The organism is Faecalibacterium sp. PGM34, assembly GCF_054456555.1.
This window is the reverse complement of sequence record NZ_CM136898.1, coordinates 1,451,031-1,472,673: the sequence shown is the minus strand read 5'-3', so window position 1 is coordinate 1,472,673 and position 21,643 is coordinate 1,451,031. Positions and strand designations below refer to the sequence as shown.

Sequence of the window (21,643 nt, the reverse complement as noted above, 5' to 3'; positions counted from 1 at the left end):
CGTAGTTCACCCATCCGGTCAAGCGCTTTTCTTGATTTCGCTTGCGGCGCAGCTATTTTTGTGCTATATTAGGAGTGAATTTTTATAAAAGGGAGAGGATGGATCATGCGCCACACCGGCACACTTGAACTGGAGACCGACCGGCTGCTGCTGCGCCGCCTGCTGCCGCAGGATGCCCCGCAGATGTACGAAAACTGGGCAAATGACCCGGCTGTGACCCGGTTTTTGCGCTGGGAACCGCACAAAAGCCCCGCCGAGACCCGGGAGCTGCTTTCGGCGTGGGCGGAGCTGTATCCGAACCCCGATTACTACCAGTGGGCCATGGTGGAAAAGGCCACCGGGCAGGTGTTCGGCTCTATCTCCGTATACAACGCCCTGCTGGACGAACCGCAGCAAAAGGCCAAGTGGCCGGGGCTGAACCTCTCCGGCGGCATCTGGGAGCCGGGCTACTGCATCGGGCAGAAGTGGTGGGGCAAGGGCTTTACCACCGAAGCGCTGCAGGCTGTGGTGGATTTCTGGTTCAATCAGGTGGGCGGTACCTTTCTCACCTGCTGCCATGCAGTGCAGAACCCCGCCAGTGGCCGGGTGATGGAAAAGGCAGGCTTTGTGTACCACCACAACGACGTTTACCACAAATTTGACGGCACACCGGTGGAATGCCGGTGCTATCTGCTGACAAAAGAGCACTACGATAACAGAAAGGACTTACTTTGAGCGAGCTTTATGATATTTTGACCGAGACCCCTCCCACAAAGGTGGTGCTGCTGGCACTGGATCAGGGGCTGTGGGACTGTGAGCGCAGTCTGGCAGAGCTTTCTGCCCTGTGCGAGGCCAACCACATGGAGGCCGTGGCGCAGATCACCCAGAAGCGCCAGACCCCGGAGACCGGCATCGTGCTGGGCAGCGGCAAGCTGGAAGAGGCTTCCCTTGCCGCCCAGACGCTGGGTGCGGAATGCGCTGTGTTTGACGGCGAGCTGACCGGCAGCCAGATCCGCAACATCTCCAACGCGCTGGGCGGGCTGGAGGTCATCGACCGCACCATGCTGATTTTGGAAATTTTCCGCAGCCGCGCCGTGACCAACGAGGGCAAATTGCAGACCGAACTGGCGCTGCTGCGCTACCGTCTGCCCCGCCTGCAGGGCATGGGCGAGGCGTTAAGCCGTCAGGGCGGCGGCGGTGGCGGTGGCGGCGGTGCCCGCCGCGGTGCCGGTGAGACCAAGCTGGAGCTGGACCGCCGCCATGTGCACGCCCGCATTGATGCGCTGGCCGAGAAGCTGGCCGAGATGGAAAAGCGCCGGGGTGAAAGCCGCAAGGCCCGCGCCAAGACCGGCATGCCGGTGGTAAGCCTTGTGGGCTACACCAACGTGGGCAAATCCAGCCTGATGAACGCCCTGTGCGGCCCTAGCGTAGCCGAAGCCGATATGCTGTTTGCCACACTGGACCCCACCAGCCGCAAGCTGGTGCTGCCCAGCGGCATGGCGGTGCTGCTGGTGGACACGGTCGGCTTTGTGTCCCGCCTGCCCCACAATCTGGTGGAAGCGTTCAAGTCCACCTTGGAGGAAGCCGCATGGTCGGATGTGATCATCCGGGTAGCAGACGCCGGGGACGACCAGCGCGAGGAACAGCTGTCTGTCACCGACGAAGTGCTGGACGGGCTGGACTGCGCCGATATCCCCCGCCTGACCGTTTACAACAAGTGCGACAAGCCCAACACCCTGAGCTTTGACCCCGATATCCTGCTGACCAGCGCCAAGACCGGCTACGGACTGGACAAGCTGCTGCAAAAGCTGGACGAGGTGCTCAGCGACCGGGTGCACACCATCCGGGTGCTGCTGCCCTACGACAAGCTGGGGCTTGCCGCCCCCATGCGGGAGCGCGGCAGCGTACAGGTGGAGGAATACCGGGAGGACGGGCTGTATCTGGAAGGCATCGTCAAGACCGAGGACCTGCACTGCTTTGAGGGCTATCTGGTCTGATAGGCGCATACGATTTAAATAGCCTCCGCTGCGCTCTGGCTATCATCAGCGGAATAGTATTTTGATATAGAGCAAGCCCGGAAAGTCTGCGGACTTTCCGGGCTTGCATTTTCACGGGTGGAGTCGTGACCGGAAACAGCTGCTCTATGGGTCAAGTACCTTGTCTACCACTGCTTTTTTCATAAATAAAAAGCCCCAACAAACACAAAAACCCGCCTGGCAGCGGGTTTTTGTGTATAGAGGGGTGGGAAAGTATATAAAGTGGTGAATCTCAATATTATTGGCAGGTCTTTGTGCGTTGCGCTGCCTTGCATGATGTATTATACCCGTTTTTCTTTTCTTGTCAAACAGGATTTTTGGGTTTTGCTTTAAAATAATACTTTACTTTTTTGTAAAAACTTTATATAATTAACATAGAATTTCAGAAACGAAATTTTATTCCATTTCCGTGGGTTTGCACAACATAAAAACTTTACTTTCAGAAAATTTTATACAATCCAACATATTTTTGAAGGAGGCTCTTTTCATGGACGATCTTGACCGCAAAATTCTCACCCTTCTGGCCAAAAATGCACGGATGCCCGTCAAAGAAATTGCGGAGCAGGTGTCGCTTACCAGTCCGGCAGTCTCCAGCCGTATCCATAAGCTGGAAACGGACGGCATCATCAGCGGCTATACCGTCACACTGAACCGTCCGGCAGACCGGATGTATGTGGATGCGCTCATCAGCCTTTCGGTTGCCCCCTCCAAGCAGGATGCTTTTCTGGCGCTGCTGCAGAACAGCCGCGAGGTGCTGCAATGCTACCACGTTACCGGTGCGTACACCTTTCTGGTCAAGGTCAGCTGCGGCAGCATGGCGCAGCTGGAGCACCTGATTTTGCAGTTCCAGAAGCTGGGCACCACCAGCACCCAGATCATCCTGTCCACCCCGGTGAACCATGGCGATCTGGACGCTTTGATGCTGTAAGCGGGCGCTGTTCATAAAACTGTTACTTTTTCCCTGCAATTTTGCGGTGCGGTGGTTCGTATCCAGAATAGCAGCCCAAAACCGGCACACACTACCTGTAACGTGCGCGCCCGGCTGCGCCTTCCACACACAGCACTATGAAAGGAAATGCAATACTATGAAAAAATTCATCGCCGCCCTGCTGGCAGGGCTGACCCTGTTTACTCTGGTGGGCTGCTCCGGCGGCAGCAAGGCCGACAGCTCCACCCCCAAGGACTACTCCCAGATCATCCACGACGCCCGCAGCGACGAGGACAACGAGTACAATATGATCTTTACCAAGGGCGAGGACGGCAAGTTTACCGCCATTGACGGTTACAGCGCCGAGTACGAGGCCGACCAGCTGAACGAGGAGATCCGGGACATTCTGATGCCCCCGCTGAATCTGGAGGACGGCCAGTACACCGCCTTTGCCGCCAGCATTTCCAGCATGATGGTACGCAGCTACGCTGTTGCCATCGTGAAACCCGCCGAGGGCAAGACCGACGAGGTAAAGGCCGCACTGGAAGCCTATGTTGCCAGCGAGCAGCAGTCCATGGAGCACTATCTGGAGGATCAGTACCTTGTTGCCAAGGCTGCCACCGTCACTGTGGCTCCCACCGGCGAGGTGGTTCTGGTCTGCGCCGAGGATCACGACACCATTCTGGCCAACATCGAAAAGGCTCTGGCCGCATAAAATGCCTTTGGGGAAACCGCACTCTGTACAGGGTGCGGTTTCTTTTTGCGGCGGGTTATGCTATAATACCCCTTGGATCTGTACATCCGCAGGAGAAGAACTATGAGCAAAGCAACCATCGTCATCCCCAATATCAACGGCAAGGGCTGGCTAAAGGATTCCATCGAGTCCATCTACGCCCAGACCGAGCAGGATTTTGATCTGATCGTGGTGGACAACGGCTCCACCGACGAAAGTCTTGCGCAGGCGCGCAGCTACTGCACCCGCCCCAACTTCACCCTGATCGAAAACGGACGCAACACCGGTTTTTCCTACGCGGTCAATCAGGGTATTGCCCGGGCGCAGAGCAAGTATGTGGTGCTGTTCAACAACGACGCCTTTGCCGAGCCGCAGTGGCTGGCCGAGCTTTTGCGCACCGCTGATGCCGACCCTAAAATTTTTGCAGTGCAAAGCCTGATGATCCGGCACTTTGAGCGGGAGCTGGCCGATGACGCCGGGGACTATGTAACATGGATGGGCTTTGCCTGCAAGACCGGCGATGGACGCCGCGCCAGCCGCTACACCAAGCAAAAGCGCATCTTCTCGGCCTGCGGCGGCGCAGCACTGTACCGCAAAAGCATTCTGGACGAGATCGGCGGCTTTGACGAGCACTTTTTTGCCTACTTTGAGGACGTAGACCTGAGCTGGCGCGCCAATAATGCCGGTTACAAAAACGTGCTCTGCCCCACTGCCAAGTGCTACCACATCTGCGGTGCCAGCACCGGTGCTGTGCGCTACAACGCCTTTAAAAGCCAGCAGAGCGGCCGCAACAGCATTCTGCTGCCGCTCAAAAACGAGCCGCTGCTGATGCTGGTGCTCAACTTTATCCCGCTGGCGCTGGGCTATCTGCTCAAGTGCTACAAGTTCCACAAGCAGGGCTTTGGCGAGGCTTGGGACAAGGGCATGCACGAGGCCTTTGCCCTGCTCAAAGCGGGCAAACTGGGCAAGCGCCCCTTCCGCCTGAAAGACCTGCCCAACTACATCCTGATGGAGCTGTGGATGATCTGGAACATGGTGCCCTACCTGTGGTATCGGCTGGTAGTGGTACGGTTTGATTTGAAATAACACACAGGCAGGAAGCCGTTTTCCGCTGCGTCCCTGCCGTGAAAAAACGCCCACGATAAAAGGGACCGCTGCACAAGGACTGTGCAACGGTCCCTTTTGTATTTGCATTTTACGCTGCGGTGCTGGCGGCATCCTCAGCGGCAGGGGCTTCTGCCACGGCGCTGTCCGCGCCCGCTTCAGCCTGTGCCTCCGGCTGCACAGCCGAGGCAGCAGCCGAATCTGCCGCAGCGGAATCTCCGGCAGTAGCCAGAATGGCGTCCTGCACATCGCTTTCCGCCATGGGCTCCGGCTGTGCGGCAGCGGAGCTTGCGGCGCTTTCGGGCTTGGTCTCGCTCTCGGTCAGGCCGGTCAGATACCAGCTGCCGCTCTGGCGCTCGAACAGGTAATCCATATACTTGGTGGGGGTGTCCGAGGAGGGGTTGATGATGCTGTCGTCCGCGCTGGCGGTGGGGATATAGCCCACAGTGACGTGCAGCTTGCCGCTGCGCTTGAACAGCTTGACCACGGTGGCGCGGTAGTAGCCCACCGTACCGGTGATGGGGATCTTGTAGCACTGGGTGGTCTCGTCAAACTCGACGGTCATATCCTCCATGTCAAAGCTGCGGTGGGTCAGCTTGAAGCCGGGGCCCAGCAGCTTTGCCAGATAGGCGTCCACCTCCACCGAGGGCAGCAGCAGCTGCTCGGTCTCGGGGTCGGTGTTGTAGTTTTCAAAGCCGCCCTGCGTCTCCTGAATGCTGTACACGCAGCCCCACACGGCTGCTTCCCGCAGGGTCAGGTCATCGATGTTCTCAATGCCGTCAAAGGGCATGGGGTCGAACAATACCAGACCCTCCAGCTTGTCCTCGTATTCCTGCTTTTGTGCGGTATCGTCAAACAGGTTCGCCACAAGGCCCACACCGGCCCGCAGCACCGTAACAAACCCGATGAGCACCAGCACCGTGATCAGCAGACCCAAGGTCTGCCGCCAGCGGCGGCGCTTGATCCGGGCGTGTTCTTCCGGGGTGATCGTATTTTTCATTGGTCTGAGTCTCCCAAAGTTTTTAGTCTACCCAACAGTATACCACATCCGGCCGCAGAGTGCAAAACCTGTACCGGTGGTTTTTTTGTGAAAGCAGGCTTTTTATTCCCAGTCCTTCCATATCTCGGGCTGGTAGCCCACGGTGGCCTTGCGTCCGTTGCGCACGATGGGGGTCTTGAACAGCTGCTGATTTTCAAACAGCTTGTCCTCCTTCTGCCAGTCCACCAGCGCATCCAGCAAAGCAAGGGTCTGCTTGTCCTTTGCCGCCGGGTCAACCAGCTTTTCCCAGCCGCCCAAGGCGCGCGCCACGTTATCAAACTCGCCCCGGCTCATGCCCTTTTCCTTCAGGTCGATCATCTGGAACTTAATGCCGCGCTCCTTGAAATAGCGCTGCGCCTTTTTGGTATCAAAGCACTTGCTCGTGCCAAAGATCTGGATATTCATCTTATCTCCTCCTGCCGGTTCCCGGCGGTCTTATTGTACCACACCGCAAACCGCTTGCATAGGCATAATTTGCGGCAAAACGGGCAATGCTTTCCGCAAAGGAGGTGTTTGCATGAACGCATTCGTAGACCCTGAGCTGTGCATCGGCTGTACCCAGTGCGCCGGGCTGTGCCCCGCAGTGTTCCACATGGAGGGGGTTCTGGCCGTGGCAGAGCCCGGCCCCATCCCGCCGGAGGAGGTGCCGCAGGCCGTCACCGCAGCCCAGAACTGCCCGGTAAGCGCCATCCGCATCGAGGAGTAAGCCCGGCACCGGTAAGGCTGCTGCACAGCTTGTGCGGCAGCCTTTTTTCGATGGAACAATTTGAAATGCCCTCCGCGCTACTCTGGGCACAAACAGCGGAATTTATGATTTCGATCTGGTGGAACGCCTGTCAGCGTTCCACCAGACCATTTTCATGCGTGAATATACAATAAAATGCGGAGCATTCTCTTTTTTGCGCAAAAAGCTCCCGCGCGGTGCGGTTTTGTGCTATACTATAAGATGTGAAATTACGCAACGGAGGAACTGCATTATGCGTTTACTGGTCATTGACGGCAACAGCATTGCCAACCGCGCTTTTTATGGCATCAAGCTGCTGACCACCAAGGACGGACGTTATACCAACGCCATCTATGGCTTTTTGAACATTCTGCTCTCCCTGCTCAAGGAGTGCCAGCCGGACGAGGTGGCCGTGGCTTTTGACCTGAAAGCTCCCACCTTCCGGCATAAAATGTACGATGGCTACAAGGCCACCCGCCACGCCATGCCCGAGGAGCTGGCACAGCAGATGCCGGTGCTCAAACAGTTGCTGGCAGACCTTGGCTACCGCACCGTTACCGCCGAGGGCTGGGAAGCGGACGATATTCTGGGCACGCTGGCTGCTGCCTGCGCCGCCCGCAAGGACGATTGCTTCCTTGCCACCGGAGACCGCGACAGCCTGCAGCTGGTGAGCGAGACCACCACCGTGCTGCTGGCTGCCACCGTAATGGGCCGCAGCAAGACCGTGGTGATGGACGAGGACGCCATTCAGGAAAAATACGGCCTTGCACCCAAGCAGCTTATCGAGGTGAAGAGCCTGATGGGCGACACCTCGGATAACATCCCCGGCGTGAAGGGCATCGGCGAAAAGACCGCCCTCTCGCTGGTGCAGACTTTCGGCTCGCTGGAGGGCGTGTACGAAAACATTGACGACAAGCGCATCAAGCCCAAGCAGCGGGAGCACTTGTTAGAGGACAAGCCCATGGCTGAGCTGAGCCACACGCTGGGCACCATCCGCACCGATGCCCCCATCGACACCGCCGAGGGTTCCTACACCGTGGGCGAGGGCAACAAGCCCGCCGCCGTGCGGCTTTTGCAGGAGTTGGAGATCCACTCCCTGATCCCCCGGTTCGGGCTGGACGGCGTAGCACCGGAAGCCGCCGCCGAGGAGCAGGCCGTAGACCTGCCTGAGGCTGAGCTCGCTTCCCTGCCCCTGACCCCCGCCGGACACTATCTGGTGGCTGCCCGCCCCGCCGTTACCGGCAAGCAGGGCACCCGGAACGTGGTATTGCAGCCGGAAAGCTGGTACGCCGTGCAGGACACCACCGTCTACCCGCTGGAGGATGCCGACCTGGTGCGGCTGCTGGACAATGCCGATGTGACGCTGGATGTGTTCAACGCCGCACCCCTGTACGCCAAGGCCATGGCCGCCGACGGCTGGGGCAGCAGCATCGTCTGGGACGGCAAGCTGGCGGCTTATCTGCTGGATGCTTCTGCCTCCAAATACCAGATCAGTGAGCTGATCCCCGCCTACAAGGCCGCTGCCGCCTTTACCTGCACCGATTACCCGGACGCCGGGCGGCTGGCCGACCTGTTTGCCCGGATGAAGGCCGAGATCACCGCCTGCGGCGAGGATGCACTGTACAACGAGATCGAGTTCCCGCTGGCACAGGTGCTGGCCGATATGACCCGCACCGGCGTGCTGGTGGATAAGGACGGCATCGAGCAGTTCGGCGTAAAACTGCGGGAGGAGCTGGAGCAGGTGCTGGCCCGCATCCACATGGAGACCGGCAGCGCCACCTTCAACCCCAACAGCCCCAAGCAGCTGGGCGAGATGCTGTTCGACACCATGGGGCTGCCCCACGGCAAAAAGACCCAGCGCGGCTGGTCTACCGACGCCGAAACGCTGGAAAGTCTGCGCGAGTACCCGCTGGTGGAGGACGTTTTGCAGTACCGCGCCTACCAGAAGCTGAACTCCACCTATGTGGAGGGGCTGCTCAAGGTCATCGGCGAGGACGGGCGCATCCACTCCACCTTCAACCAGACCGAAGCCCGCACCGGACGGCTCTCTTCCGATAATCCCAACCTGCAGAACATCCCCATCCGCACCGAGCTGGGCAGCCAGCTGCGCGCCTACTTTATCGCAAAGCCGGGCTGTGTGCTGGTGGACGCGGATTACAGCCAGATCGAGCTGCGCATTCTGGCGCACATCACCGGGGACGAACACATGCAGCAGGCATTTTTGAACGGTGAGGACATCCACCGCAGCACCGCCGCAAAAATTTACGGCATCCCGCAGAGCGAGGTGACACCCCGGCTGCGCTCTTCTGCCAAGGCCATCAACTTCGGCATCATGTACGGCAAGGGCGCGTACAGCCTTTCCAAGGATATCGGCGTGACCGTGAAGGAGGCAGACGCCTTCCTTAAAAACTATCTGGCAGCCTTCCCCAGCGTGAGCGGCTATATGGACAAGACCATCGCGGACGCAAAGGCAAACGGCTATGTGTCCACCCTGTTCGGCCGCCGCCGCACCCTGCCGGAGCTCGCCAGCACCAACTTCAACGTGCGCGCCAGCGGCGAGCGCATGGCCCGCAACACCCCCATTCAGGGCACCGCTGCGGACGTGATCAAGCTGGCCATGGTGCGGGTGTGGAAGCGCCTGCGGAACGAAAAACTGGCCAGCCGCCTGATCCTGACCGTCCACGATGAACTGATCGTAGAGGCCCCGGAGGCGGAGGCCGAGCAGGCCGCCCGCATCCTGCGGGAGGAAATGGAAGGCTGCGTGCAGTACGTGGTGCCCCTGAGTACCGATGTGCACGCAGGCAAAAACTGGCTGGAGGCACACTAAAATGATCATTCTCGGAATCGAGTCTACCTGTGATGAGACCGCCGCTGCACTGGTGGAGGATGGACGGCATCTGCTGAGCAACGTCATCTCCACCAGCGTCAAGGAACAGGCGCTGTACGGCGGCGTTGTGCCGGAGATCGCCAGCCGCCGCCATTGCGAATTTATCAGTGCTACGGTCAAAAAAGCTCTGCTGGACGCCGGTAAGACCATGGAGGACGTGGACGCCGTGGCCGTCACCTTTGCGCCGGGGCTCATCGGCGCGGTGCTGGTGGGCGTAAACTTTGCAAAAGGTCTTGCCTACTCGGCAGGCAAGCCGCTGGTGCCGGTGCACCATCTGCGGGGACACATTGCCGCGCTCTACCTGACCCACCCGGAACTCAAGCCGCCCTTTTTGTGTCTGGTGGCTTCCGGCGGGCACAGCCACATCGTGGAAGTGCAGGACTACACCCACTACCACATTTTAGGTCATACCGTAGATGACGCTGCGGGCGAAGCCTTTGACAAGGTGGCCCGCACGCTGGGTCTGCCTTACCCCGGCGGCCCCAGCGTAGCCGCTGCCGCCAAGACCGGTGACCCCAAGGCCTACCGCCTGCCGGTGCCCCATGTGGAGGGCAAATACAACGTGAGCTTTTCCGGCTTAAAGACCGCCGTGCTCAACGAGGTAAACAAGGCGCAGATGAAGGGCGAGGAAGTGAACGTGCCCGACCTTGCCGCCAGCTTTCAGGAGCGCATCGCGGGCATTCTGGCCGAAAAGCTGCTGCTTGCCGCTGCCGATACCGGGGCAAAACAGGTGTGTCTTGCCGGCGGTGTCGCTGCCAACGGCCGTCTGCGCCAGCTGGTGAACGACGGCGCCCAGAAGCTGGGCGCAAAAGTCTACCTGCCGGAGCTGAAGTTCTGCGGCGACAACGGTGCCATGATCGCAGCGCAGGGCTACTACCAGTACATTGCCGGGCACACCGCCGGGCTGGAGCTGAACGGCCTGCCCACCCTGCCCATCGACTATGAATAAATACATCACCGGAGGTGTTCCCATGACCGAGCGCAATCCCATCCTGCAAAGCCTGTTCGACCGCAAGTCGGTGCGGGTGTATGAAGAAAAGCCCATCCCTGCCGAGATGAAGCAGGCCATTTTGGAAGCTGCCGCACAGGCACCCTCTGCGGGCTGTCAGCAGCTGTATACCATTTTAGACATCACCGACCCGGCACTGAAGGAGGCGCTGGCTGAAAGCTGCGACCACCAGCCCTTTATTGCCAAAGCGCCGCTGGTGCTGGTGTTCTGCGCCGACTGCAAAAAGTGGTACGACGCATATCTGGAAGTCGGCTGCACGCCCCGCACCCCGGGTGTGGGCGATCTGATGCTGGCAGTCACCGATACCGCCATTGCTGCCCAGAACGCCGTAGTCGCCGCCGAAAGCTTTGGCATCGGCTCGTGCTACATCGGGGATATCATGGAAAACTGCGACACCCAGCGCAGTCTGCTGCATCTGCCGGATTATGTATTCCCGGCGGTAATGCTGGTGTTCGGCTGGCCCACCCAGCAGCAGAAGGATCGCGTAAAGCCCCAGCGCTGCGCCATGGAGCATATCGTGCACGAAAACGGCTACCGCACCATGGACGGCGCGGAGCTGCGGGACACCTTTGGCTACAAGGCCGGTAACGCGCCCTTTGAGCAGTGGTGCACCGCTTTTTGCAACCGCAAGTATAACTCCGATTTCTCCAAGGAGATGACCCGCTCCGTGGAGGAATACCTCGGCCAGTTCCGGTAAATACCGTTTTCCGCCACGCCCCTATCGTGAAAAAGTGGTCCAGAAACGTCCGCAGACGTTTCTGAACCACAAATTATAGCAATGAAAAGCGGCAGCTGCACGGCGTTTTGTGCAGCTGCCGCTTTTCTCGTTTATCTCTGGTTTTCCGCAAACAATGCGCCCAGCTCCGGCAGGATATCATGGGGCAGCATCCCGTACTCGCCGCGCTTTGCGGCGGCGCGGTCGGCGGCGGCACCGTGCAGATATACCGCGCAAGCAGCGGCTTGGTAGGCGTGCAGACCGCAGGCCAGCAGCGCCGAGAGCATACCCGCCAGCACGTCCCCGCTGCCGCCCCGGGAAAGCCCCGGATTTCCGGTGGGGTTCACGCACACCCGCCCGTCCGGGCTTGCCACCACGGTGCGTGCACCCTTCAGCACCACCACGGCATTCCACGCCTTGGCATATCGCAAGGCGATGCCCTCCCGGTCGGCTGCAAGTTCTGCCGCCGAAAGCCCGGTCAGGCGCGCCATCTCGCCGGGGTGCGGGGTGACCACCAGCTCCCCCGCCGGGTGCGGGAAGGGCCTGCCCTCTGCCAGCAGCTGCGCGGCGGCGTTCAGACCGTCTGCATCCAGCACCGCAGCGCCCGCAAAGCCGGGCAGAAGCTGCTGCACCAGCGTGCGGGTCTCGGCGGCCCGGGCAGCGCTTTGCGCTGTGCTGCCAAGACCGGGGCCCAGCAGCAGCACGGTAGCCTTCTGCCGCCGGAGCAGCGGCATATTTTCCGGCGCAATGCCGCCTTGTGCGCCCTCCTTACAGGGGCACAGGCAGCACTCCGGCAGACGGGTCACAGCGGCGCTGACCACCGGCTCGACACTGGCAAGGGTAACGATGCCCGCCCCGGTGCGCAGTGCGCCCTCGGCTGCCAGCAGGGCAGCGCCCCGATAAAAGGCACTGCCCGCCACCTCCAGCACACTGCCAAAGGTACCCTTATGGCTCTCCCGGGCACGGGGCGGGATGCTTTGCCAGACAAATTCTTCGGTAATTTCCACAGCCATAGGTGCACCTCCAGAGAACGATTTTAAATGCCCTCCGCGTTGCTTTGGGCATCTTCAGCGGAATCATTATTTTATATTTTGTCGTTTTGAAAAATCTGCGGATTTTCCAAAACGACTTTTTAACAAGAGAGGATTTTTTCGGGGCAGCATTACGCCTGTCCCTGCACAAGGGCGCGGATCTGTTTTTCCACGTTCTGCACTTCCTCGTGGAACATCCGAGCAGACACGCGCAGTGCGCCGTGGCCAAGGATGATGACCTGCTCCATGCCGTCCGAGGTCGCCACGCGGACGCGGCGGTTCTTGCCGATCTCATGGGTGACCCGCTCGATGAACATATCGGCGGTCTCGGCTTCTTTGGTGTAGACCACATGGATATTGTGGTACTGCTCAATGGCGCCGGGGCTTCCGGGCACGCGGTAGGCGTCGAACACCAGAATGAGCACGCATTTCTGGTAGCCCTGATAGTTGCACAGAATGTCCATCAGCCGATGGCGGGCGGCGTCTAAGCTTTCCTTTGACAGCGCGTTCAGCTCGTCCCACGCAAAGATGATGTTGTAGCCGTCCACCAGCAGATACTCCGGGGCAATTTCCCACTGCTCTGCGGCAAAATCCGGGCGTTCGGTCTTTTGCACCGGACGGAAGGCCGCCAGCGGGTCCCGCTTGATAGGGCCGTAGGTGCGCTCAAAAATTTTAAGCAGCTCGGCATCCTCTTCCAGCGTGGCGCGGTAAGCCATGGCGCGGCGCTGGGGCGCAGCCTGCACCTCCGGGCGGGCGGGCTTTGCCTTGCCCCAGCCGCTTTCCACATGCATGTGACTGCGCACCTCGTTCCACGGCACCACAAAGCCAGCACCATGGGCACAGAACACGGAATCTGCGGGGTTTTCCAGATCATGCTCCGGCTGGTAGCCGCTCTCTGCAATGACCTGCTGCGCGTTGTGGCAGGGGCGATAGCTGTCCAGCGTCAGGCTCAGATGCCCCCTGCCCCGGGTGTAGCTGACCACCTCCATGGGGTAGCTGCGCATGGTAGATACCGGCGCAAAGCCGGTCAGGGTGGCGGTCTCCGCACCGCTTTCCGGCGGGTCAAAGCTGCCCTCCATGCGCTGGATATCACTCATGGCGCGGCCGATATTCTCCACCGGCACTTCCAGCCGGAAGGCATACCACGGCTCTAACAGCTGGCTTTTTGCCAGCATCAGCCCCTGCCGCACGGCGCGGTAGGTGGCCTGCCGAAAATCGCCGCCCTCAGTGTGCTTCAGGTGCGCTTTGCCGGTGAGCAGAGTGATCTTTACATCGGTCAGCGGTGCGCCGGTCAAAACGCCAAGATGCTGCTTTTCTTCCAGATGGGTCAGCACCAGCCGCTGCCAGTTTTTGTCCAGAACCTCTTCCCGGCAGTCGGCGGCAAACTGCATCCCGCTGCCCCGGGGCAGCGGTTCCAGCAGCAGATGCACCTCGGCATAGTGGCGCAGCGGCTCGTAGTGGCCTACGCCCTCCATGGGCTCGGTGATGGTCTCCTTATACAAAATGCCGCCCGGACCAAAGGATACTTCCAGCCCGAACCGCTCTGCCAGCAGGCTGCGCAGCACTTCCAGCTGCACCTCGCCCATCAGCTGCACATGAATTTCGCCCAAGCTTTCGTTCCACACCACATGGAGCTGGGGTTCTTCCTCCTCCAGCCGGTGCAGCTTGCCCAGCGCGGCGTGCACATCCGCGCCCTCCGGCAGCAGCACCTGATAGCTGAGCACCGGTTCCAGCACCGGCACATCGCTGTCCCGCTCCGCCCCAAGCCCGGTGCCGGGCTTTGCATGGGTCAGGCCGGTCACGGCGCACACCTGTCCCGGGCCGATGGCCTCGGTCAGGGTATACTTTGCGCCGGAGTACAGCCGCAGCTGGTTCGCCTTTTCTGCCCACGGCTCGCCGTCTGCTTCGCCGGAGAGCAGAGCCTTTACCTTCAGCTCCCCGCCGGTGACCCGCAGCCATGTCAGGCGGGTGCCCTGCTCATCCTGTGATACCTTGAACACCCTTGCACCAAAGGCGTGCAGCGCCGGGGCGGGGCGGGTGTAGCAGTCCAGCCCGTCCAGAAGTACATCCACCCCATCCAGCCGCAGCGCTGCACCGAACCAGCACGGAAAAACGTGCCGCCGGGCAACTGCGGGGATAATGTCCGCATCGGTCAAAGTGCCTGCATCCAGCATTTTTTCCATCAGCTGCTCATCGCACAGCGCCAGTGCCTCGTTGCGTGCTGCAGGCTCTGTGCCAAAATCCACAAAGCCCTCGCCAAGGCGGTGGTTCAGTTGGGTGAGCAGCTGCTCCCGGGTCATGCCGGGCAGGTTCATCTTATTCACGAACACAAAGGTGGGCACATGGTAGCGCCGCAGCAGCCGCCACAGCGTTTCGGTATGGCTCTGCACGCCATCCGTTCCGCTGACCACCAGCACGGCGTAGTCCAGCACCTGCAAGGTGCGCTCGGTCTCGGTGGAAAAATCCACATGGCCGGGGGTGTCCAGCAGGGTGATGGCGGTATTGCCCGCCGTAAGCAGCGCCTGCTTGGAAAAGATGGTGATGCCGCGCGCTTTTTCCAAGTTGTCGGTGTCCAGAAAGGCGTCTCCGTGGTCCACCCGCCCCAGCTTGCGGATAGCACCGGTGCGGTAGAGCATGGCCTCGGAGAGGGTGGTCTTGCCGGAGTCTACATGGGCCAGAATGCCCAGTACGATCTGTTTTTGCGTTGTTTCCATGCACTGCTCCTATAAGCCGTTTTATAAGTAGCGCACCCGCTTATAAAACGGCTTCTAAAAATAATTTCCTGTTTATTGTAACACGCTTTGGAGGGAAAAGAAAGTTTTCGGGTGCAAATCCCGCCGGTAAAAAGCAGCACCGGGCAGAAAGCGGTCTGCCCGGTGCGTTTTTCTTAAAAAAGGTCCAGCATATTGTCCAGATAGATTTCTTCCCGCACCTGCAGCTGGTATTCCGGCTTTATCATGTAGTAAAGCAGAAATTCCAGCACCAACGCGCTGCCAAGTCCCCTGCCCTCTATCTTGAACTGGGAAAAGCCTGCGGGCAGGTACCGCTGCCAGATGTCCTCCACCCCAATAAATCCGGGGCTGCGCATCGCCTTGGAAAAGCGGTAGCCCCCGGCGGCATCCGGGGCGGCGCAGCGGTGGTCCGGGCAGTCCTCGCCCAGATTCTGGCGGCTGACCGTCTCGTAGCAGTGCTTGCGCTCGGTGCAGCCGAACCAGCAGCACTCGTTGCACAAAAACTCCACCTTCTCCTTTTGCTCCGGCGGCAGGGTGCGCAGCTGTTCCAGTGCCGGGTTCAGCCGGAAATCCGGCACCACATACCGGAACTGCGGCTTTGCCAATTCCTGCCGCAGCTCCGCAAACTCGGTGAGCACCTTGGTGGTGGAGGACACCAGATACAGCTCCGGCCAGCGCTGCCGCAGATAGTCCGCCAGCAGGTCGGAATGGACGATGACGCCGTTTGGCACACTGCCGCCTTTTGCAAACTGCTCACACAGGGCGTTGCACTGCGGGTCGGCAAGGTGCTCAGCCCGCAGCAGGGAGTTACTGAAGGTCAGCCGCCCGGAAATACCGTATTCCCGCAGCAGCGCCAGCACCTCGCGCGCAGTAGCCCCGCCGCAGGAGATGCGTCCCCCGCCCCAGATGCAGCCCGCCGGGGCACCGTAGATAGAGCCGATGACGCACCAATCGTAAAAATATTCCCGGTGTTCCCGGTACAGCGGCAAAAACCGGCGGTACAGCTCGTAAAACTCGAACAGTCCGGGCAGATGATAACAGGCAGCTGCGGGCTTTTCCATGGCGGTTCCTTTCCTGCAAAAAGGGAGCTGCTGCGTAAAAATGCCGTGCAGCGGCTCCCCTGTTTTTATCGTATTGCTTCTGTTACACGGTAGCACCGACCTGAGGGGCACCCCCGGCAAGCTGCTCTGCCGTAAGCGGCCGGGCTTCTGCGGGGGCGTTCAGCCGCTCCTTTGCCACAGCCAGCATCAGCTTGATGCGGTTTTCCTGATTGACCCGGGTAGCGCTGGGGTCGTAGTCGATGGGGGTGATGTTGGCGCTGGGGTACAGCGCACGGATCTTGTTCACCATGCCCTTGCCCACGATGTGGTTGGGCAGGCAGCCAAAGGGCTGCGCACACACGATGTTGCCGTAGCCGCCCTGCACCAGCTCGATCATTTCGGCGGTCAGCAGCCAGCCCTCACCCATTTTTGCGCCCAGCGAGATGACCCCCTTGGGCTTTTCCACCAGCTCCTTGAAGGGGCCCGGTGCATAGAACCCGGCGTCCGTCTCTGCCTTGAGCATGACGCGCTCCACGCTGTCCAGCCAGTTGAGGAACTGATCCGTGCCCACCTTTACAGCCAGCTTGCCGCCGTACAGCACATGATCCTCGCCCATGTTGAAGGCGCAGTACTGCACAAAGCCCATCAGACCGGGGAAGTTCACCTCGCAGTCCTGACTTTCCAAAAACTTTTGCAGGTCATTGTTGCCCAGCGGGCTGTATTTGACGTAGATCTCGCCCACAACACCCACCTTGACCTTGGGCACCCGGGTGACCGGGATGGTGGCAAATTCCTTTGCGATGAGCGGGAAGGTGTGCTTCATTTCCCGGGAAGTAAAACCTTTTCCGGCCAGCAAGGCACGGCCAAGACGGGCGATCCAGCGATCCACCATGCGGTCAGCCGCACCCTTTTCATTCTCGTAGGGGGTCACCTGATTGCGCAGCGCACACAGCATATCGCCGTAGAAGATGCAGGCGATGCACTTGCGTGCCAGCGGGAGGGTCATCTGGAAGCCGCTGTCCTTTTCCAGACCAGAAAAGTTCAGGCTTGCCACCGGGATCTGCGGATAACCGGCCTTGACCAGCGCCTTGCGCAGCAGATGGATGTAGTTGGAGGCGCGGCAGCCGCCGCCGGTCTGGGTGATCAGCAGGGCGGTGTGCTCCAGATCATACTTGCCGCTGTTCAGCGCGTCCAGAAACTGGCCGATGACCAGCAGCGCCGGGTAGCAGGTATCGTTATGCACATACTTCAGCCCCAGCTGTGCCACGGCACTGCCGCAGTTGCCCAGCAGCTCACACTGATAGCCTTCGCAGCGCAGTGCGTACTCCATGAGCCGGAACTGGGTAACAGCCATGTTGGGGATGAGGATGGTGTGGGTCTTTTTCATCTCCGGGGTAAATTTGGGATAATGATATTCCATAGGTTCCTCCTATGTTGCTCTAAATAAGATAGTCCCCGCAAAAGCTTCCCCCCGCCGGGGGAAGTCTTTGCGCCTATCTCAGGGTTTCTTTTATTCTGCCTTTTCTGCGGCAGCCTCGTCCCGCTCGTCCAGAGCGGCAAACAGGCTGCGCAGACGGATGTTCACGGCACCGAGGTTCGTGATCTCATCGATCTTCAGCTGGGTGTACAGCTTATTGCCCCGCTGCAAAATCTCGCGGGTCTCGTCGGTGGTAATGGCATCCACGCCGCAGCCGAAGGACACCAGCTGCACCAGATCCATATCCTTCTGGGTGGTGCAGTACTTGGCGGCAGCATACAGGCGGCTGTGGTAGGTCCACTGGTTCAGCACACTGGTGGGGAACTTCTGCACCCGGTTAGAGATGCTGTCCTCGGTGACCACCGCAGCCCCGTGGCGGGTGATCAGGCGGTCGATGCCGTGGTTGACCTCCGGGTCCACATGGTAGGGGCGGCCTGCCAGCACGATGATGCGCTTGCCCTGACGGCGCGCCTCATCGATGATCTCGCTGCCCTTTACCCGAATCTTAGCCATGTGTGCCTCGTACTCCGCGTAAGCGGCATCGGCTGCGGCCTGCACCTCCCGCTCGGAGATGCCGCCGAAGTACTTGGGCAGCACCTCTTTTGCCATCTTGTGCACAAAGTCCTTCGGGCGGTGGATGCCCACATAATCATAGATGAACTTTTTGCCCTCCAGCTCCGGGCAGTTGCCTGCCAGAACCTCCGGGTAGTAGGCCACCACCGGGCAGTTATAGTGGTTGTCGCCCAGTCCCTCGTCCACATTGTAGGTCAGGCAGGGGTAGAAGATGGCGTCCAGCTGCATCTGGCTCAGCGCCTTGATATGGCCATGGCTCAACTTTGCCGGGAAGCAGGCGGTATCGCTGGGGATGGTAGCCTGCCCGGCCAGATACAGCCCGCGGGTGGACACCGGGCTGGTGTGCACCGCAAAGCCAAGGCTCGTCCAGAAAGCGTGCCAGAAGGGCAGCAGCTCGTAGAAGCCCAGACACAGCGGGATGCCGATGGAGCCGCGCTTGCCGGGCACAGGCTTATAGCTGGCCAGCAGCTGCTGCTTGTAGGCGTACAGGTTCAGGCTGTTGTCCTCACTTTTGCCGGTAACAGGCTTGTCGCAGCGGTTGCCGGAGATAAACTTGCGGCCATCGGCAAAGGTGTTGACGGTCAGCTGGCAATGGTTGCCGCAGCCGCCGCACTTGACGCTGACCACCTGCTGTGCAAACTTTTCCAGTTCCTGCTCGTTCATCATGGCAGAGGTGGTCTGGTTGTTTTTATGGCTCTGGCGCAGGCCGTACAAGGCAGCGCCGTAAGCGCCCATCAGACCGGCAATGTCCGGTCGGATGACCTCCACGCCCATCTCCTTTTCAAAGGCGCGAAGCACCGCTTCATTATAGAAGGTACCGCCCTGCACCACGATCTTGCGGCCCAGCTCTTCCGGGCTGGAGGCGCGGATCACCTTGTACAGCGCGTTCTTGACCACGCTGATGGACAGACCTGCAGAGATATTCTCGATGCTGGCACCGTCCTTCTGTGCCTGTTTGACTGAACTGTTCATGAACACGGTGCAGCGGCTGCCCAAGTCCACCGGGCGGTCTGCGAACAGGCCCAGTGCGGCAAACTCCTTGACATCATAGCCCAGCGCCTGCGCAAAGGTCTGCAAAAAGCTGCCGCAGCCGGAGGAGCAGGCTTCGTTCAGGAAGATGTTGCTGATGGCGCCATCCTCGATCTTGAAGCACTTCATGTCCTGTCCGCCGATATCAATGATGAAATCCACGTCCGGCATAAAGTACTTGGCGGCGGTAAAATGTGCCACCGTTTCCACCAGACCGTAATCGCAGCGGAAGGCGTTCTTCACCAGTTCCTCGCCGTAGCCGGTGGTGGTGACGCTGGCTACCTGCAGCCCCGGGTGCTCTTTGTAGATCTTGAGCAGCTGCTCCCGGATGAGGGGCAGCGGATTGCCAAGGTTGGGCTGATAGTTGGTGTACAAGATCTGGCTCTTTTCGTCCACCACCACCAGCTTGACGGTGGTAGAACCGGAGTCGATGCCGATATGCACCGGCCCGCAGTGGGCGCTGAAGGCCACGCGGGGCACGCTGTGGGACATGTGCCGTGCGTGGAAAGCCTCATACTCCTCTTTGCTGGCGAACAGCGGCGGCTCGCTGGCATAGGTAGCAGTGGCGGCGTACTTGTCCAGCGCAGCGGCCACCTCGGTGAGCACAAACTCCTTGTCGGCATACAGGGCAGCGCCCAGCGCCACATACAGCAGGCTGTTTTCCGGGCAGGTGCCGGTCACGTTCAGCGCCTCGTCAAAACTCTTGCGCAGCACGGTGCTGAAGGTGAGCGGGCCGCCCAGATAAAGGATATTGCCCTTGATGGGGCGTCCCTGTGCCAGACCGGCTATGGTCTGGTTGACCACTGCCTTATAGATGCTGGCGGCGATATCCTCTGTGCGGGCACCCTGATTGATCAGCGGCTGCACGTCACTTTTTGCAAACACGCCGCAGCGGGAAGCGATGGTATAGGTACGCTGCGCCTGCTCTGCAGCCTTGTTCATTTCATCGGCGCTCATCTTCAGCAGGGTAGCCATCTGGTCGATGAAAGCACCGGTGCCGCCGGCACAGCTGCCGTTCATGCGCACCTCGGTGCCGTTGGTCAAAAACAGGATCTTGGCATCCTCGCCGCCCAGCTCAATGACGCAATCGGTCTTTGGCATAAAGCGCTTGACCGCCACGCGGGTGGAGAACACCTCCTGCACAAAGGGCACGCCACAGCTGTCCGCCAAGCCCATACCGGCAGAGCCGGAGATGCTGAGCAACGCTTTGCTGCCATGCAGCTGCTCGGCATCAATGCGCCGCAGCAGCTCCTGCGCCTTTTCCAGAATATGGCTATAATGTCGTTCGTATGTAGAATACAGCAGTTCATCATGCTCGCCCAGCACCACACACTTGATAGTGGTACTGCCGATGTCAAGACCTACTCTCACCTTGTTTTCCCTCCTAAGGACAAATAACCGGAGCATACCGCCCCGGCTGCCATGGCAAACAGCCGTTTGCAGCAAAGATGTGCAACGGCAGCTTTCTCTTTTCAGCAGCCCGCATTGCGCAGCTACGCATTTTTTAAGCAGCAAGCGCAGCAAAAAATGCAGCAAATTCGTTTTTGCATACATTATTATTATAATCCAATTGCGGGCGGCATTCAATCCGTGTTGTCTATTTTACACGAAAAAAATAGTATTTTTTGCTCAAAAGGCTGAACTTTTTGTGAACAAGTGTCTTTTTCCCCCGCAAAAAAGCCGCCGCACAGAGTTTGTGCAGCGGCCTTGTACCGGCGGGACATTTTGAATGGTTTCCGCGTGTGCTCTGGTTATTTCGAGCGGGAGCTCTCCCTACGATCCCACGCGTAAAAATGCCTTTGGAGCGCTCCGTTTTCCTTACCGGTTCACGAAATTCAGCACCAGCGCCAGCAGCAGCATGTGCACGGGGTAAAAGGCGTAGCAGGTGTACTGGAAAGGTTTGCTGTGGCAGCCCTGCCGCCCGCGGTACAGCCAGATGGGCACCAGTGCCAGCAGCGCCAGCCCCTGCTGGCAAAGCTCAAAGTCCATGCCGAAGAGCTGAATGGGGTACATCAGCCCGCCCAGCAGCTCCACATTGACCCAGTACAGTGCTGCCAGCTGCCCCAGCAGACACCACCACTTGCGCCCGTGCAAAAAAGTAGAAGATGAACACGGTCAGCACCCCTGCGCCGTAGTAGTCCGCCATGCCCAGCGTGCCCAGCACCGCGCCTGCCACCACCACAAGGGCGGAGACCAGCAGGTACAGCGCTGTTTTCTGCTTTTTGCGCACGGTTTCCATCAGATGGATGCCCAGAATGCCCAGCAGCAGCGTCCAGATAACATTCTGGTGCACCGGGTAGAACCATGTGCCGCCGTACATCAAATCGAAGGGCACTTCCGAAAGCAGGGCAAACAGCAGCAGACGCAGGGTGTATTTTTTCAGGTCATGAGTGTGGAAATAGCCCTCCACCGCCATAAAGGCAAAGATGGGAAACGCCACCCGCCCGGCACAGGTCAGCCATTCCTGCGCGGGCAGCAGCGTCGCCCACAGGTGGTCCATCAGCATCAGCATCATGGCAAGGATATGAAGGACCGCTGCGCTCAGGTCAAAGCGGGTCGCAGCAGTGGAATGGATCGGTTTGGTTGACATACGCATACCTCGTTTTT

The 21,643-nt window shown here is 59.7% G+C and carries 19 protein-coding genes; 10 read left to right on the top strand and 9 right to left on the bottom strand.

Features of this window, described 5'->3' with window-relative positions; all coding sequences use genetic code 11:
- Positions 1 to 105 precede the first annotated feature (105 nt).
- From ACXPUX_RS06885 to ACXPUX_RS06865, 5 genes are all read left to right on the top strand, one after another.
- Entirely contained in the window at positions 106 to 714 is a 609-nt protein-coding gene (locus ACXPUX_RS06885) for a GNAT family N-acetyltransferase (protein ID WP_458831040.1), read from the top strand.
- Entirely contained in the window at positions 711 to 1,976 is a 1,266-nt protein-coding gene (gene hflX, locus ACXPUX_RS06880) for a GTPase HflX (protein ID WP_458831038.1), read from the top strand. The genes ACXPUX_RS06885 and hflX overlap by 4 nt, the downstream gene beginning before the upstream one ends.
- Before the next feature lie 526 nt (positions 1,977 to 2,502).
- Complete coding sequence (locus ACXPUX_RS06875; RefSeq protein ID WP_458831036.1) at positions 2,503 to 2,943, top strand: Lrp/AsnC family transcriptional regulator; 441 nt, start codon at positions 2,503 to 2,505, stop codon at positions 2,941 to 2,943.
- 157 nt (positions 2,944 to 3,100) lie between these two features.
- On the top strand, positions 3,101 to 3,658 hold the full coding sequence (locus ACXPUX_RS06870; RefSeq protein ID WP_458831032.1) for a DUF4358 domain-containing protein: 558 nt from the start codon (positions 3,101 to 3,103) through the stop codon (positions 3,656 to 3,658).
- Positions 3,659 to 3,760: 102 nt separating this feature from the next.
- Positions 3,761 to 4,762: a glycosyltransferase family 2 protein gene (locus ACXPUX_RS06865; protein ID WP_249240451.1), complete on the top strand. Its 1,002-nt coding sequence runs from the start codon at positions 3,761 to 3,763 to the stop codon at positions 4,760 to 4,762.
- A 109-nt stretch (positions 4,763 to 4,871) separates the two neighbouring features.
- Here ACXPUX_RS06865 and ACXPUX_RS06860 read toward each other — a convergent pair whose 3' ends face one another.
- Positions 4,872 to 5,780 (bottom strand): Ice-structuring protein, encoded by a 909-nt coding sequence (locus ACXPUX_RS06860; protein ID WP_458831030.1) that lies wholly within the window; start codon positions 5,778 to 5,780, stop codon positions 4,872 to 4,874.
- Positions 5,781 to 5,882: 102 nt separating this feature from the next.
- Complete coding sequence (locus tag ACXPUX_RS06855; protein WP_249240453.1) at positions 5,883 to 6,224, bottom strand: arsenate reductase family protein; 342 nt, start codon at positions 6,222 to 6,224, stop codon at positions 5,883 to 5,885.
- Positions 6,225 to 6,336: 112 nt separating this feature from the next.
- Between ACXPUX_RS06855 and ACXPUX_RS06850 the strand changes: the two genes are divergently transcribed.
- From ACXPUX_RS06850 to ACXPUX_RS06835, 4 genes are all read left to right on the top strand, one after another.
- Positions 6,337 to 6,525 carry a ferredoxin gene (locus ACXPUX_RS06850; RefSeq protein WP_458831028.1) on the top strand — a complete coding sequence of 63 codons (189 nt, stop codon included), beginning with the start codon at positions 6,337 to 6,339 and terminating at the stop codon, positions 6,523 to 6,525.
- A 271-nt stretch (positions 6,526 to 6,796) separates the two neighbouring features.
- Positions 6,797 to 9,370: a DNA polymerase I gene (gene polA / locus ACXPUX_RS06845; RefSeq protein ID WP_458831027.1), complete on the top strand. Its 2,574-nt coding sequence runs from the start codon at positions 6,797 to 6,799 to the stop codon at positions 9,368 to 9,370.
- Position 9,371: 1 nt separating this feature from the next.
- Positions 9,372 to 10,379, top strand: coding sequence for a tRNA (adenosine(37)-N6)-threonylcarbamoyltransferase complex transferase subunit TsaD (tsaD, locus tag ACXPUX_RS06840; RefSeq protein WP_015536801.1), 1,008 nt, complete (start codon positions 9,372 to 9,374; stop codon positions 10,377 to 10,379).
- Positions 10,380 to 10,401: 22 nt separating this feature from the next.
- Entirely contained in the window at positions 10,402 to 11,136 is a 735-nt protein-coding gene (locus tag ACXPUX_RS06835; RefSeq protein WP_458831024.1) for a nitroreductase family protein, read from the top strand.
- A gap of 131 nt (positions 11,137 to 11,267) precedes the next feature.
- Here the strand turns inward: ACXPUX_RS06835 and ACXPUX_RS06830 are convergent, their stop codons facing one another.
- From ACXPUX_RS06830 to ACXPUX_RS06810, 5 genes are all read right to left on the bottom strand, one after another.
- Positions 11,268 to 12,167: an NAD(P)H-hydrate dehydratase gene (locus ACXPUX_RS06830; RefSeq protein WP_458831022.1), complete on the bottom strand. Its 900-nt coding sequence runs from the start codon at positions 12,165 to 12,167 to the stop codon at positions 11,268 to 11,270.
- A 149-nt stretch (positions 12,168 to 12,316) separates the two neighbouring features.
- Positions 12,317 to 14,899 carry an NYN domain-containing protein gene (locus ACXPUX_RS06825; protein ID WP_458831020.1) on the bottom strand — a complete coding sequence of 861 codons (2,583 nt, stop codon included), beginning with the start codon at positions 14,897 to 14,899 and terminating at the stop codon, positions 12,317 to 12,319.
- A 173-nt stretch (positions 14,900 to 15,072) separates the two neighbouring features.
- Positions 15,073 to 15,978: a hypothetical protein gene (locus ACXPUX_RS06820; RefSeq protein ID WP_458831018.1), complete on the bottom strand. Its 906-nt coding sequence runs from the start codon at positions 15,976 to 15,978 to the stop codon at positions 15,073 to 15,075.
- Between the two features lie 82 nt (positions 15,979 to 16,060).
- Positions 16,061 to 17,377 (bottom strand): 2-hydroxyglutaryl-CoA dehydratase, encoded by a 1,317-nt coding sequence (locus tag ACXPUX_RS06815; protein ID WP_458831016.1) that lies wholly within the window; start codon positions 17,375 to 17,377, stop codon positions 16,061 to 16,063.
- 90 nt (positions 17,378 to 17,467) lie between these two features.
- Complete coding sequence (locus ACXPUX_RS06810) at positions 17,468 to 20,443, bottom strand: acyl-CoA dehydratase activase (protein WP_458831014.1); 2,976 nt, start codon at positions 20,441 to 20,443, stop codon at positions 17,468 to 17,470.
- 15 nt (positions 20,444 to 20,458) lie between these two features.
- Between ACXPUX_RS06810 and ACXPUX_RS06805 the strand changes: the two genes are divergently transcribed.
- Positions 20,459 to 20,677, top strand: coding sequence for a hypothetical protein (locus tag ACXPUX_RS06805; protein WP_458831012.1), 219 nt, complete (start codon positions 20,459 to 20,461; stop codon positions 20,675 to 20,677).
- A gap of 177 nt (positions 20,678 to 20,854) precedes the next feature.
- On the opposite strand, the gene ACXPUX_RS06800 is transcribed toward ACXPUX_RS06805, so the two are convergent.
- Both ACXPUX_RS06800 and ACXPUX_RS06795 read right to left on the bottom strand, forming a co-directional pair.
- Entirely contained in the window at positions 20,855 to 21,049 is a 195-nt protein-coding gene (locus ACXPUX_RS06800) for a TraX family protein (RefSeq protein ID WP_458831010.1), read from the bottom strand.
- Positions 21,015 to 21,626, bottom strand: coding sequence for a TraX family protein (locus ACXPUX_RS06795; protein WP_458831008.1), 612 nt, complete (start codon positions 21,624 to 21,626; stop codon positions 21,015 to 21,017). Before ACXPUX_RS06795 ends, ACXPUX_RS06800 begins: the two co-directional genes overlap by 35 nt.
- Between the last annotated feature and the right edge of the window lie 17 nt (positions 21,627 to 21,643).